14 protein-coding genes are annotated in these 13889 nt (G+C 59.9%); 13 read left to right on the top strand and 1 reads right to left on the bottom strand.

Annotation, left to right across the window (positions count from 1 at the left end; all coding sequences use genetic code 11):
• The first annotated feature begins 35 nt into the window (after nt 1-35).
• From tilS to ispD, 6 genes are all read left to right on the top strand, one after another.
• Nucleotides 36-1355: a tRNA lysidine(34) synthetase TilS gene (tilS, locus tag HBO09_RS10945; RefSeq protein ID WP_169996897.1), complete on the top strand. Its 1320-nt coding sequence runs from the start codon at nt 36-38 to the stop codon at nt 1353-1355.
• 273 nt (nt 1356-1628) lie between these two features.
• Nucleotides 1629-3260 carry a CTP synthase gene (locus HBO09_RS10940; protein ID WP_169996899.1) on the top strand — a complete coding sequence of 544 codons (1632 nt, stop codon included), beginning with the start codon at nt 1629-1631 and terminating at the stop codon, nt 3258-3260.
• A 5-nt stretch (nt 3261-3265) separates the two neighbouring features.
• Nucleotides 3266-4111, top strand: a complete 846-nt coding sequence (gene kdsA / locus HBO09_RS10935) for a 3-deoxy-8-phosphooctulonate synthase (RefSeq protein ID WP_010212442.1) — start codon at nt 3266-3268, stop codon at nt 4109-4111.
• A gap of 156 nt (nt 4112-4267) precedes the next feature.
• Nucleotides 4268-5557, top strand: a complete 1290-nt coding sequence (gene eno, locus HBO09_RS10930; RefSeq protein ID WP_029297253.1) for a phosphopyruvate hydratase — start codon at nt 4268-4270, stop codon at nt 5555-5557.
• Between the two features lie 171 nt (nt 5558-5728).
• Nucleotides 5729-6007: a cell division protein FtsB gene (ftsB, locus tag HBO09_RS10925; protein ID WP_029297251.1), complete on the top strand. Its 279-nt coding sequence runs from the start codon at nt 5729-5731 to the stop codon at nt 6005-6007.
• Nucleotides 6004-6711 (top strand): 2-C-methyl-D-erythritol 4-phosphate cytidylyltransferase, encoded by a 708-nt coding sequence (gene ispD, locus HBO09_RS10920; RefSeq protein ID WP_169996902.1) that lies wholly within the window; start codon nt 6004-6006, stop codon nt 6709-6711. Before ftsB ends, ispD begins: the two co-directional genes overlap by 4 nt.
• 127 nt (nt 6712-6838) lie before the next feature.
• On the opposite strand, the gene HBO09_RS10915 is transcribed toward ispD, so the two are convergent.
• Nucleotides 6839-7735 (bottom strand): LysR substrate-binding domain-containing protein, encoded by an 897-nt coding sequence (locus HBO09_RS10915; RefSeq protein WP_070995747.1) that lies wholly within the window; start codon nt 7733-7735, stop codon nt 6839-6841.
• A gap of 109 nt (nt 7736-7844) precedes the next feature.
• Here HBO09_RS10915 and HBO09_RS10910 point away from each other — a divergent pair, with 109 nt between their 5' ends.
• From HBO09_RS10910 to HBO09_RS10880, 7 genes are all read left to right on the top strand, one after another.
• Complete coding sequence (locus HBO09_RS10910; RefSeq protein WP_076962184.1) at nt 7845-8957, top strand: S-(hydroxymethyl)glutathione dehydrogenase/class III alcohol dehydrogenase; 1113 nt, start codon at nt 7845-7847, stop codon at nt 8955-8957.
• Nucleotides 8958-8965: 8 nt separating this feature from the next.
• Nucleotides 8966-9811, top strand: coding sequence for an S-formylglutathione hydrolase (fghA, locus tag HBO09_RS10905; RefSeq protein ID WP_169996904.1), 846 nt, complete (start codon nt 8966-8968; stop codon nt 9809-9811).
• A gap of 54 nt (nt 9812-9865) precedes the next feature.
• The gene (gene ispF / locus HBO09_RS10900; protein ID WP_029297241.1) at nt 9866-10339 is read left to right on the top strand and encodes a 2-C-methyl-D-erythritol 2,4-cyclodiphosphate synthase; all 474 of its coding nucleotides are present in this window, start codon (nt 9866-9868) and stop codon (nt 10337-10339) included.
• Complete coding sequence (gene truD / locus HBO09_RS10895; protein ID WP_169996906.1) at nt 10336-11394, top strand: tRNA pseudouridine(13) synthase TruD; 1059 nt, start codon at nt 10336-10338, stop codon at nt 11392-11394. The genes ispF and truD overlap by 4 nt, the downstream gene beginning before the upstream one ends.
• Entirely contained in the window at nt 11382-12131 is a 750-nt protein-coding gene (gene surE, locus HBO09_RS10890) for a 5'/3'-nucleotidase SurE (RefSeq protein ID WP_169996908.1), read from the top strand. The genes truD and surE overlap by 13 nt, the downstream gene beginning before the upstream one ends.
• Before the next feature lie 41 nt (nt 12132-12172).
• Entirely contained in the window at nt 12173-12808 is a 636-nt protein-coding gene (locus tag HBO09_RS10885) for a protein-L-isoaspartate(D-aspartate) O-methyltransferase (RefSeq protein WP_169865481.1), read from the top strand.
• Between the two features lie 211 nt (nt 12809-13019).
• Nucleotides 13020-13853: a peptidoglycan DD-metalloendopeptidase family protein gene (locus tag HBO09_RS10880; RefSeq protein ID WP_169996910.1), complete on the top strand. Its 834-nt coding sequence runs from the start codon at nt 13020-13022 to the stop codon at nt 13851-13853.
• The last annotated feature ends 36 nt before the right edge of the window (nt 13854-13889 follow it).

The following is a 13889-nucleotide window of genomic DNA, read 5'->3' as shown; positions in this document are numbered from 1 at the left end:
GTTAACGTATTCCAGTTTTGTGGCGGTAACGTGCGATGAAACCAACTCTAACCGCCAAACTTCTGCAAACCCTCGCCCCGTGGCGCAACGCCTCGGCCTGGCATATCGCTTTCTCCGGCGGACTCGACTCTACGGTCCTGCTGCACCTTCTCGCCGATCTGGCAAAAAACCAGTCCCTGCCGCCCCTGCAGGCGATCCATGTTCACCATGGCCTCCAGGCTGCGGCTGACGCATGGCCAGCTCATTGTCAGGCGGTCTGTGATGCTGCAGGTGTGTCGCTGCGAGTCATGTATGTGTGCGTGCAGCCGGGTGCAAGTCTTGAGCGGGCGGCCCGTGATGCGCGCTACCAGGCGTTCGCCGAGGCAATTGGCCCAGGGGAACTGCTACTCACTGGCCAGCACCGTGACGATCAGGCCGAAACCCTGCTGTTCCGTCTGCTGCGGGGCGCTGGGGTGCGGGGGCTGGCGGCGATGCCAGCGCAGCGTCCCTTGGGCGAGGGGCACTTGGCGCGGCCGCTGCTGGACGTGTCGCGAGCCGAGTTGGAGGTCTATGCCCGCGGGCAGCAGTTGAGCTGGATTGAAGATCCTTCCAACAGCGATCCACGTTTCTCTCGCAATTATTTGCGGCATCAATTGTTCCCGCTGCTCACCGCGCGCTGGCCTCAGGCCGTGAATACCCTGGCGCGAACCGCTGGGCATCTGGCAGAGGCCCATGGCTTGCTCGATGAGCTGGCGCAATTGGATGTGCAGGCCGCCCAGCTGCCATCGGAATTTCCCTGGCTAACGCTGCCATCGTTGGTGCTTGCGCCGTTGCGTGATCTTTCCGACGCCCGGCAGCGTAATGCCCTGCGATACTGGCTGGCGCCGCTGACGCCGTTGCCCGACAGCGAGCACTGGATCGGCTGGAATACCCTGCGTGATGCCAAGGCGGACGCACAGCCCGTGTGGCGTCTGGCCGATGGCCAATTGCACCGTTGCAACGATCGCATCTGGTGGATGCCTGCCGCTTGGTCGGAATTTTCCGACACTCCGTTAAGCTGGTCACGCCCGCAAAACCCACTACAGTTACCTGGCAACGGCCAGCTGTATTTCAGCGGGCATGCCCCCGAAGGCCCTTTGAGCATCGGCTACCGCCAAGGCGGTGAAGTCATGGAAGTGCCAGGCCGTGGCCGGCGTGATCTCAAGCGTTTACTCAACGAAAGTGCGGTGCCGGGTTTTATCCGTGGCAGATTGCCGCTGCTGTACCAGGGCTCCCGCCTACTGGCCGTGGCCAACCTGGCAAGGGCCTCGATAGGGCAGGGGGATGACTGGCAATTACATTGGGCGCCACCAACCTGCGATCAAGGTTTGAGCTGATAGCGCCTTTCCGGTAGACTACGCTCCCTTCTTGATACAACTTCTGTGGATTCTCCTGAAACACAGTCGTTGCCGATTACCAAGCAGTCTTTGCTGGGCGATTCCAAAAAATGTGTAGCGATCAACGTACCGGTGTTCCATTGCTGGTCTGTCACAACGCGGCGGTTTTTTTGAAAGGTGCACTGTGATTAATGCAGGTGATCGGGGGCTTCGGCCTTCCTTCGCTTTCCCCGGCGGCTCCGACCGCTTTAACGCAGACTTCTAGGGTTTTTCATGACGCGCTACATATTCGTCACGGGCGGTGTTGTTTCTTCATTGGGGAAAGGCATTGCCTCCGCTTCGTTGGCGGCCATCCTGGAGGCGCGGGGACTTAAGGTCACCATGCTCAAGCTGGACCCGTACATCAACGTCGACCCGGGCACCATGAGCCCGTTCCAGCACGGTGAAGTGTTCGTCACCCATGACGGCGCCGAGACCGACCTGGACCTGGGCCACTACGAGCGGTTCATCCGCACGACCATGACCCAGAACAACAACTTCACCACCGGCCGTGTCTACGAGCACGTCCTGCGCAAGGAGCGCCGTGGTGACTATCTGGGTGCAACCATCCAGGTGATCCCGCACATCACCGACGAAATCAAGCGCCGCATCATCAAGGGCGCGGGCGATGCCGACGTGGCAATGGTCGAGATCGGTGGCACTGTGGGTGACATCGAGTCCCAGCCGTTCCTCGAAGCCATCCGCCAGTTGCGTTTCGAAGTCGGCGCCAAGCGCGCGATGCTGATGCACCTGACACTGGTGCCGTACATCGCCACCGCTGGCGAAACCAAAACCAAGCCTACCCAGCACTCGGTCAAGGAACTGCGTTCCATCGGCCTGCAGCCGGACGTGCTGGTGTGCCGCTCCGATCATCCGATCGACATTTCCTCGCGTCGCAAGATCGCCCAGTTCACCAACGTTGAAGAGCGTGCGGTGATTGCCCTGGAAGACGCCGACACTATCTACAAGATCCCGGGCATCCTGCATTCCCAAGGTCTGGATGATTTTGTGGTCGAGCGTTTCGGCCTGCAGTGCGGCGGCGCGGACTTGTCCGAGTGGGAAGCCGTGGTCGACGCCAAGCTCAACCCTGAGCATGAAGTCACCATCGCCATGGTCGGTAAGTACATGGAACTGCTGGATGCGTACAAGTCGCTGATCGAAGCGATGAGCCACGCCGGCATCAGCAACCGTACCAAGGTCAACCTGCGCTATATCGACTCCGAAGATATCGAGAACCAGGGCACCGCCCTGCTTGAAGGTGTTGATGCGATCCTCGTTCCAGGCGGTTTCGGCCTGCGTGGCGTGGAAGGCAAGATCACGGCGGTACAGTTCGCTCGTGAGAACAAGGTGCCGTACCTGGGTATCTGCCTGGGCATGCAAGTGGCTGTTATCGAGTTTGCTCGTAACGTGCTGGGCTGGAAAGACGCCAACTCCACCGAGTTCGATCACACCAGCGGCCACCCGGTCGTGGGCTTGATCACCGAGTGGGAAGATGCCACCGGCGCTGTCGAAACCCGCACCGAAAGCTCCGACCTGGGCGGCACCATGCGCCTTGGCGCACAGGATTGCCTGCTGGAGTCCGGCTCGCTGGTGCACGACTGCTACGGCAAGGACGTAATTGTCGAGCGTCACCGTCACCGTTACGAGGTGAACAACAACCTGCTGCCGCAGATCAAGGAAGCCGGCCTGAAAATCTCCGGTCGCTCCGGTGACGGCAAGCTGGTTGAAGTGGTCGAAGCCCCGGATCATCCGTGGTTCGTCGCTTGCCAGTTCCACCCTGAGTTCACCTCGACTCCGCGCGACGGTCACCCGTTGTTCAGCGGTTTCGTCAAGGCTGCACTCACGCAACATCAGAAGAAGGCGTAAACCTGATGGCCCAGAAGATCATTCGCGTAGGCGATATCGAAATTGCCAACGACAAGCCCATGGTGCTGTTTGGCGGCATGAACGTGCTCGAAAGCCGCGACATGGCGATGCAGGTCTGTGAAGAGTACGTAAAGGTTACCGAGAAACTGGGTATCCCTTATGTATTCAAGGCCAGCTTCGACAAGGCCAACCGTTCGTCCGTGACCTCCTATCGCGGCCCGGGCCTTGAAGAAGGCATGCGGATCTTCCAGGACATCAAGCAAGCCTTCGGCGTGCCAATCATCACCGACGTCCACGAGCCTGAGCAGGCGGCCGTGGTCGCCGAGGTGTGCGACATCATCCAGTTGCCGGCCTTTCTGTCGCGCCAGACCGACCTGGTTGTCGCGATGGCCAAGACCGGCGCTGTGATCAATATCAAGAAAGCACAGTTCCTCGCGCCTCAGGAAATGAAACACATCCTGAACAAGTGCGTGGAAGCGGGTAACGACCAGTTGATCCTCTGCGAGCGTGGTTCGAGCTTCGGCTACAACAACCTCGTGGTGGATATGCTCGGTTTCGGCATCATGAAACAGTTCGAATACCCGGTGTTCTTCGATGTGACCCACGCGCTGCAAATGCCGGGTGGTCGCGCAGATTCCGCCGGCGGTCGACGTGCCCAGGTGTTGGATCTGGCCAAGGCCGGTATCAGCCAGTCCCTGGCTGGCCTGTTCCTGGAAGCCCACCCGGATCCGGACAACGCCAAGTGCGACGGTCCTTGCGCCCTGCGCCTGGACAAGCTGGAGCCATTCCTGGCCCAGCTCAAGCAGTTGGACGAACTGGTCAAGAGTTTTCCGACAGTAGAGACCGCGTAAGCCGCGTTTCTCCGGTAAACTTTCCGCGTTTTATGCTCAGGCCTGCGGGCCTGGGCTTTGTCGTCTGCAAGCCTGCCCCGTTGTTCCACCCTTGCGGTCGGTCAAAAGATTTCCTTCAGCTGCGTCGTTTTCGTCAACTTTGGAGTGTTAACAACAATGGCAAAAATCGTCGACATCAAAGGTCGTGAAGTTCTCGACTCCCGTGGCAACCCCACCGTCGAAGCCGACGTGCTTCTCGATAACGGCATCATCGGCAGCGCCTGCGCGCCGTCCGGTGCTTCCACCGGTTCGCGCGAAGCGCTGGAACTGCGTGATGGCGACAAGAGCCGTTACCTGGGCAAGGGTGTCCTCAAGGCGGTAGCCAACATCAACGGTCCGATCCGCGACCTGTTGCTGGGCAAGGACCCGCTGGACCAGAAAGCCCTGGACCACGCGATGATCAAGCTCGACGGCACTGAAAACAAAGGCAGCCTCGGCGCCAATGCGATCCTCGCCGTATCCCTGGCGGCTGCCAAGGCTGCTGCACAGGATCAAGACCTGCCGCTGTACGCGCACATTGCCAACCTGAACGGCACTCCGGGCGTGTACTCGATGCCGGTGCCGATGATGAACATCATCAACGGTGGCGAACACGCGGACAACAACGTCGATATCCAGGAATTCATGGTGCAGCCAGTCGGCGCCAAGACCTTCTCTGAAGGCCTGCGCATGGGTACCGAGATTTTCCATCACCTCAAAGCTGTGCTGAAGGCCCGTGGCCTGAGCACTGCTGTGGGCGACGAAGGTGGTTTCGCACCGAACCTGGCGTCCAACGAAGATGCACTGAAAGTGATCTCCGAAGCGGTGGCCAACGCTGGCTACAAGCTGGGCACCGACGTGACCCTGGCCCTGGACTGCGCGGCCAGCGAGTTCTATGAAGATGGCAAGTACAACCTGTCCGGCGAAGGCCAGGTGTTCAACTCCGAAGGTTTCGCTGAATACCTGAAGGGCCTGACCCAGCGCTACCCGATCATTTCGATCGAGGATGGCCTGGACGAGTCCGACTGGGACGGTTGGAAAATCCTCACCGACAAGATCGGCGAGAAGATTCAACTGGTTGGTGACGACCTGTTCGTGACCAACACCAAGATCCTGAAAGAAGGCATCGACAAGAAGATCGCCAACTCGATCCTGATCAAGTTCAACCAGATCGGCACCCTGACCGAAACCCTGGAAGCTATCCAGATGGCCAAGGCCGCGGGCTACACCGCCGTGATCTCGCACCGCTCCGGCGAAACCGAAGACTCGACCATTGCCGACCTGGCCGTGGGCACCTCGGCAGGCCAGATCAAAACCGGTTCCCTGTGCCGTTCCGACCGCGTTTCCAAGTACAACCAACTGCTGCGTATCGAAGAGCAATTGGGCGGTAAAGCCAAATACAACGGTCGCGGTGAGTTTCGCGGCTGAGTAGTTGATGGTAAAAAGACAACGGATTGTGTCGGAAAACTCGCTGTAGAGTGAATTTGCGCACTAATCTGATGCCTATCAAGCACAAGCCTGGGTCTTCCAGGCTTCGTGCTATCAGTTGCTTCAAAAGTTATGCATGGCTGTCTTTTTTCACTGGATACCCGATATTCGATGCGCAGTCCCAATTGGTTGTTCCTCGTCTTGCTCTTGCTGCTGGCTGGCCTGCAGTACCGCCTTTGGGTGGGCAATGGCAGCCTGGCGCAGGTAACCGACCTGACCCAGCAAATTGCCGCGCAGCACGCCGAAAACGAGGTGTTGCTGGAGCGCAACCGTGTGCTCGATGCCGAAGTGCTTGAGTTGAAAAAAGGCATGGAGACCGTTGAAGAGCGGGCTCGTCATGAATTGGGCATGGTCAAGGAGGGCGAAACCCTCTACCAGTTGGCCCAATGAATTCCTGTTTACCGGCCTTCTGGGCCGTGATTCCTGCTGCGGGCGTCGGTGCCCGTATGGCCGCAGACCGTCCCAAGCAATATTTGCAGTTGGGCGGGCGCACTATTCTTGAACATAGCCTTGGCTGTTTTCTCGACCATCCGCAACTCAAGGGGTTGGTGGTCAGTCTGGCTGTGGATGATCCTTATTGGCCCAACCTGGCGTGTGCTGGCGACCCGCGTATTCAGCGCGCGGACGGTGGTTCGGAGCGCTCAGGCTCGGTGCTCAATGCGTTGCTGCAACTCAATGCCCTGGGTGCCAGCGATGACGATTGGGTGCTGGTGCACGATGCCGCACGGCCGAACCTGAGCCGCGAAGATCTCGACCATTTGCTGGCGGAACTGGCGCACGACCCGGTGGGCGGCTTGCTGGCCGTGCCGGCCCGCGACACCCTCAAGCGTGTCGACAAGCACGGGCGGGTGGTGGAAACCATTGACCGTAGCCTGATTTGGCAAGCCTACACGCCGCAAATGTTTCGCCTGGGCGCCTTGCATCGTGCCTTGGCCGATAACCTGGTAGCCGATGCGGTCATCACCGACGAAGCCTCGGCCATGGAATGGTCCGGCCAGGCGCCACGGCTGGTCGAAGGGCGCGCGGACAATATTAAGGTGACCCGGCCGGAGGATCTGGAGTGGCTTAGGTTGCGGTGGGCGAATCGCAGCTAGTCAGGTACACCGATTTGACTCTATCGCAGGCAAGCCAGCTCCCACACTCGACTGCATATACCTGCTGGAATGCGGCCAAGTGTGGGAGCTGGCTTGCCTGCGATGAGGCCGGGCCTGACACTCCAGATCACCCGCCATACTCCGGTCGCCCAGCCAACCCTTCCTTCAGGTAATCCACCAACTTGCGCACCTTCGGCGATAAATGCCGCTGCTGCGGATACAGCGCCCACACCGCCGTATTCGGTGGTTGATGGGCCTCAAGCAGTGAAACCAGCGCTCCGCTGTGCAAGTGCTCCAGCACGTAATAGTCCGGTAACTGACACAACCCCACCCCTTGTAGCGCCGCATCCAGCACTGCCTGCCCACTGTTGCAGCGCCAGTTTCCCTGCACCCTTTGGGAAAACTCGCGCCCATCCTGGGCCAACTGCCAAATATCCGAGCTGCCGATCAGGCAGTTATGTCGGCTCAGTTCCGACAAGCTATGTGGGCGCCCATACCGCTCCAGGTAGGACGGCGAGGCGCACAGATACATGCGCCGTGGCGCCAGACGGCTGGCGACCATCCGCGAGTCCTGCAGGCGACCCAGGCGAATCGCCAGATCCAGACCTTCATGCACCAGGTCGAGGGGGCGGTTGCTCAGTTCGATATCCACTCGCAGTTGCGGATACAGCCCCATGAAGCGCGTGACCAAAGGCACGATAAAACGTTCGCCATAGGCCACGGCGCAGGTCATGCGCAACATGCCCTTGGGTTCGCTGGTCAGGTCGCCCACGGCGCGCAGGGCTTCTTCGCGCCCATCTTGCAGGCGTTGGCAATGTTGCAGAAAGGTCTGCCCGGCCTCGGTCAGTGTCACGCGCCGGGTGCTGCGATAGAGCAGGCGGGTTTGCAGGCGTTCTTCCAGGCGTGCCACCTGGCGGCTGATATGGGATGAGGACACTCCCAGGCGTTCGGCTGCGGCCGTGAATTGGCTGCACTCGGCCACGGCGACAAACTCATCGATGCCTTCCCAGCGGTTTTCCAACATGGTGATTATCCCAGTACAGCAATAATGTTTTGCTTTTGCTCGGATTATTAATCAATGGGCCATGTTTTACACTGCCCGTCTCACTTTTCAAGCCCCTGGAGAAACCCGGATGATCAAGTCACGCGCCGCTGTCGCCTTTGAAGCCAAGAAACCGCTGGAGATCGTGGAAGTGGATGTGGCCATGCCCAAGGCGGGTGAAGTCCTGTTGCGCGTGGTCGCTTCCGGGGTTTGCCATACCGATGCCTACACCCTGTCGGGCGCCGATCCGGAAGGTATCTTCCCGTCGATCCTCGGCCATGAAGGCGGCGCGGTAGTCGAGGCGATTGGCGAGGGTGTGACCTCGGTAGCGGTGGGCGACCATGTGATCCCGCTGTATACCCCGGAGTGTGGCAAGTGCAAATTCTGCCTGTCCGGCAAGACCAACCTGTGCCAGGCCATTCGCGCAACCCAGGGCAAAGGTCTGATGCCGGATGGCACCACGCGTTTTTCCTACAAGGGCCAGCCGATTTTCCACTACATGGGGACTTCGACCTTTTCCGAGTACACGGTGTTGCCGGAAATCTCCGTGGCCAAGATTCCTAAAGAAGCCCCGCTGGAAAAAGTCTGCTTGCTGGGCTGTGGCGTCACCACCGGGATCGGTGCGGTGATCAACACCGCCAAGGTCAAGCCGGGCGACACCGTAGCCATCTTCGGCCTGGGCGGGATTGGCTTGTCGGCGGTGATCGGCGCGGTTAAAGCCAAGGCTGCTCGGATCATCGCCATCGATATCAACCCGGCCAAGTTCGAGATCGCCAAGCAACTGGGCGCCACCGACTGCATCAACCCGAAAGACTACGACCGTCCGATCCAGGACGTGATTGTCGATTTGACTGATGGCGGCGTGGACTTTTCCTTCGAATGCATCGGCAATGTGCAACTGATGCGCGCAGCCCTTGAGTGCTGCCACAAGGGTTGGGGCGAGTCGGTGATCATCGGTGTCGCCGGCGCCGGCCAGGAAATCGCTACCCGTCCATTCCAGTTGGTGACCGGTCGCGTCTGGCGCGGTTCGGCATTCGGTGGCGTGCGTGGCCGCAGCGAGTTGCCAAGTTATGTGGAAATGGCCCAGACCGGCGAAATTCCCCTGGATACCTTCATCACCCACACCATGGGCCTGGAAGATATCAATAAGGCATTCGACCTGATGCATGAAGGCAAGAGCATTCGCACCGTCATCCATTTCTGAGGTCGGCCATGAGTCTGGAAAACCTGTCGTGCCAGAAGAGCTTCGGCGGCTGGCACAAGCGTTACAAGCATCATTCCGATGTGCTGGACTGCGACATGACCTTCGCCGTCTACCTACCGCCCCAAGCGGAGCAGGGCGGCAAGCTGCCGGTGTTGTATTGGCTGTCGGGGCTGACCTGTACCGATGAGAACTTCATGCAGAAGGCCGGCGCGCAGCGTGTGGCGGCCGAACTGGGAATGATCATCGTGGCACCGGATACCAGTCCTCGTGGGCCGGGTGTACCGGGTGATCCGGATAATGCCTGGGACTTTGGCCTGGGGGCGGGCTTCTATCTCAATGCCACCCAGGAACCTTGGGCCCGGCATTATCGGATGCATGACTATGTGGTGCAGGAATTGCCGGCGTTGGTGGAAGCGCATTTCCCGGCTTGCGACAAGCGCGGTATCAGCGGGCACTCCATGGGCGGCCACGGTGCGCTGGTGTGTGCTTTGCGCAATCCCGGGCGCTATCAGTCAGTGTCGGCGTTTTCGCCAATCAATAACCCGATGGATTGCCCTTGGGGGCAGAAGGCTTTTTCCCGTTACTTGGGAGAAGAGCGTTCGAAGTGGCGCGAATGGGACGCTTGCGTGCTGATCAGCGAAGCTTCGGAAAAACTGCCATTGCTGGTGGATCAGGGTGATCGCGACGACTTCCTGGCCTCCCAGCTCAAGCCCGAGGCCTTGCAGCAAGCTGCCAAGGCGGCCGGCCACCCGTTGGAGCTGCGCCTGCAACCGGGCTATGACCACAGCTACTTCTTTATCGCCAGCTTCATTGAGGACCACTTGCGTCATCATGGACGTGCTTTGCTCGGTTAATGTCCGGCAAAAGTAGGTAGAATCACGCCCTGAATTAAATCGGGGCGTTTTTTTATGCGTATTGGCCACGGCTATGATGTGCACCGTTTCGCCGAAGGCGACTTCATCACACTGGGTGGCGTGCGCATTGCGCACCACCATGGGTTGCTGGCTCATTCCGACGGCGACGTTGTGCTGCATGCCCTGAGCGATGCCTTGCTCGGCGCAGCAGCGTTGGGGGATATCGGCAAACACTTTCCGGACACCGATCCCACTTTCAAGGGCGCGGACAGTCGCGTGCTGCTGCGGCACGTGGTCGGCCTGATCCATGCCAAGGGCTGGAAGGTCGGCAATGTCGATAACACCATCGTTGCCCAGGCGCCGAAAATGGCCCCACATATCGAATCGATGCGCGCCGTGATTGCCGCCGACCTGCAAATAGAACTGGATCAAGTCAACGTGAAAGCCACCACTACCGAAAAGCTCGGGTTTACCGGTCGTGAAGAGGGCATCGCCGTGCACTCCGTCGCCTTGTTGTTGCGCGCATGAACGAACTGCAATTGTTGGGCCCGCGGGCCTATGGCGACGCACTGGGCAGCGCGGTGCTCAAGGCGACTGCCGAAGATTTCCAGGTGGATGAAGTGCTGGATATCCCGCTGACTGGCGAGGGTGAGCACCTGTGGATGTGGGTGGAAAAGCGCGGCCTGAACACTGAAGAGGCTGCGCGGCGCATTGCCAAGGCGGCCGGTGTGCCGTTGCGCACCGTCAGCTATGCCGGCCTCAAGGACCGCCAGGCGCTGACGCGCCAGTGGTTCAGCGTGCAACTGCCGGGCAAGGCCGATCCAGACCTGAGCGCGGCGCAAAACGGCACCCTGAAGATTCTCAAGACCGCCCGCCACAAACGTAAATTGCAGCGTGGCGCGCATGCGGCCAACGGTTTCACCCTGCGCCTGACCCAACTGGCTGGCGATCCGGCCGCTATCGACGCGCGTCTGAAATTGATCGCCAAGCACGGTATTCCCAACTATTTCGGCTCCCAGCGTTTTGGCCATGACGGCGGTAACGTCGTCGATGCTCGCGACTGGGCGGCCCGCAAGGCTTTGCCGGAGCAACGCAATGTGCGTTCGCGCCTGCTGTCGACGGCGCGCAGCTTTGTGTTCAATAAAGTGCTGGCGGCGCGGGTTGCCGATGGTTCGTGGCAGCGGGCCCAGGTCGGTGACTTGCTGGCATTCACCGATAGCCGCAGTTTTTTCCCGGCCGGGGAGGCGGAGTGCAGCGATCCACGCCTGGCGATCCTCGACCTTCATCCCACCGGCCCGCAATGGGGTGAAGGCGATTCGCCCGCCGCTGGCGCCACCCATGAACTGGAACAAGCTGTCGCTGCGAGCGAGGCGGACCTGTGCGATTGGCTGGCCAAAGCCGGCATGAGCCAGGAACGTCGCATTCTGCGACTGCCCATTGGCGGGTTGACGTGGCATTATCCCGAGACTGACATTCTGCAATTGGAATTCGTCCTGCCGGCCGGATGCTTCGCCACTGTCTTGGTGCGCGAGCTTGTTGATCTGGTGCCGGTGGGGCAGACGGACAGCCCATGCGTATTCTGATATCTAACGACGACGGGGTCACCGCACCCGGCCTTGCCGCGCTTCATGCTGCGCTGGCGGATTACGCCGAGTGCGTGGTGGTTGCCCCGGACCAGGACAAAAGCGGCGCCAGCAGTTCGCTGACGCTCGACCGTCCCTTGCACCCGCAGACGCTGGCCAACGGCTTTATCAGCGTTAATGGCACGCCGACCGATTGCGTGCACCTGGCGATCAACAGCTTGCTGGCCGATGAGCCGGATCTGGTGGTTTCCGGGATCAATCTGGGCGCGAACCTGGGCGATGACGTGCTGTATTCCGGCACCGTGGCGGCGGCCCTTGAAGGGCGCTTCCTGGGGCGTACGGCTTTCGCCTTTTCGCTGGCGTCGCGGCAGGTGGATAACCTGGCGAGCGCCGCGTATTTCGCGCGCAAACTGGTCGAGGCCCACGGCACCCTGGTGCTGCCGCCGCGTACGGTGCTCAACGTCAATATTCCCAATCTGCCCCTGGACCATATTCGCGGCATCCAGTTGACCCGCCTGGGCCATCGCGCCCGCGCCGCGGCACCGCTGAAAGTGGTCGATCCCCGTGGCAGGGAAGGCTATTGGATTGCTGCAGCGGGCGACGCCGAGGATGGCGGGCCAGGCACGGACTTTCATGCGGTGATGCAAGGCTATGTTTCGATTACCCCGCTGCAACTTGATCGTACCTTCAGTGATGCCTTCGGTGGTCTCGATCCCTGGTTGGAGGGGCTGCGCTGATGGCTCGTGAACAGGACGACCTGTTGCGCCGGGGGATCGGCATGACCTCCCAACGTACCCGTGAGCGTTTGATCCAGCGGCTCTATGAAGAGGGGTTGTCCAACGCCCAGGTGCTGGAAGTCATCCGCCGTACCCCGCGCCATCTGTTTGTCGATGAGGCCCTGGCCCATCGCGCCTACGAAGATACCGCGCTGCCCATCGGCCATAACCAGACCATTTCCCAGCCCTATATGGTGGCGCGCATGAGCGAGTTGCTGTTGGCGGCGGGCCCTTTGGACAAAGTGTTGGAGATTGGTACGGGCTCCGGCTACCAGACCGCCGTACTCTCGCAATTGGTGGAGCGGGTGTTTTCCGTGGAGCGGATCAAGGTCCTGCAGGACCGGGCCAAGGAGCGCCTGGTGGAGCTGAACCTGCGCAACGTGGTCTTTCGCTGGGGGGATGGCTGGGAAGGCTGGCCGGCATTGGCGCCCTACAACGGCATCATCGTGACTGCAGTGGCCACCGATGTGCCCCAGGCGCTACTCGATCAACTGGCTCCGGGCGGGCGCCTGGTGATACCGGTGGGTTCGGGCGAAGTGCAGCAGTTGATGTTGATCGTGCGCGAAGAAGAGGGTTTTTCCCGGCATGTCCTGGGAGCGGTGCGTTTTGTTCCGTTACTTAATGGGCCCCTGGCCTGATCATTTGTGACAGCGCACTGAATTCTATTGCTGGGTATGTGTCTTACAGCGGGGTTCATTGAGTCAACATCAAGTTGGGTAGTTATTAAACGAGATGAATTTTTCGTTTCTACCCTGTTGCCGGTTAAAGTCTGGCAGCCAGTTATACTTGCGACATATTTCAAGCCTGATACAGGCGTTCATGTTTCAGCCACCACAAAGGGAGCGGCGGGTGAGTCTCACAGTCATTGCGCAGCGTATGAGTAAAACGAGCTTTCAGCGACTGGTGATTGGCCTTGTCTTGAGTTCCTTGCTGGCTGCCTGCTCCAGCACGGGCAGCGGCGCACGAGTTGTTGACCGCAATAACGCAGCACCGCAACGGCCTACGGTGACCACCGGGCAATACGTGGTGCGCAAGGGCGATACGATGTTCTCGATCGCCTTCCGTTATGGCTGGGACTACAAGGCGCTCGCAGCACGTAACAATATTCCTGCGCCCTATACGATACATCCGGGGCAAACCATCCGCTTCGATGGCCGCACCGGTTCGGCGCCCACGGCAGTTGTGACAAAATCCGGTTCCTCGGCCTCGTCTTCCAGCAAGACTACGGTCTTCACCCGGCCTGCAGGCACCGTTGCGGCTAAGCCTGCGAGCAAGCCGGCACCCGCGCCGTTGCCACCTGCGGGACCGGCGCCGACCGGTTGGGGATGGCCCTCAAATGGCATTCTTATTGGAAAATTCTCTTCAAACGGTAGTTTGAATAAAGGCATTGATATCGCCGGGGATTTGGGACAGCCTGTTTTAGCTGCGTCTGATGGGACCGTTGTATACGCCGGGAGTGGTTTACGGGGCTACGGCGAATTGGTCATCATCAAACACAGCGATACCTACGTCAGTGCCTACGGTCATAACCGCAGGTTGTTGGTTCGGGAGGGGCAGCAGGTCAAAGTCGGACAGACAATTGCCGAAATGGGGTCGACTGGTACAGACCGGGTGAAACTGCACTTTGAGATTCGCCGCCAAGGTAAACCTGTAGATCCACTGCAATTCCTACCCCGGCGTTGATGTGTTGTCAGCCTGTTCCCTCACGTAGAAGGAACA

The organism is Pseudomonas sp. WS 5027 (genome assembly GCF_012985695.1).
GTDB lineage: Bacteria > Pseudomonadota > Gammaproteobacteria > Pseudomonadales > Pseudomonadaceae > Aquipseudomonas > Aquipseudomonas hygromyciniae.
The sequence above is the reverse complement of the archived record's forward strand: the minus strand, read 5'-3'. Positions and strand labels throughout refer to the sequence as shown.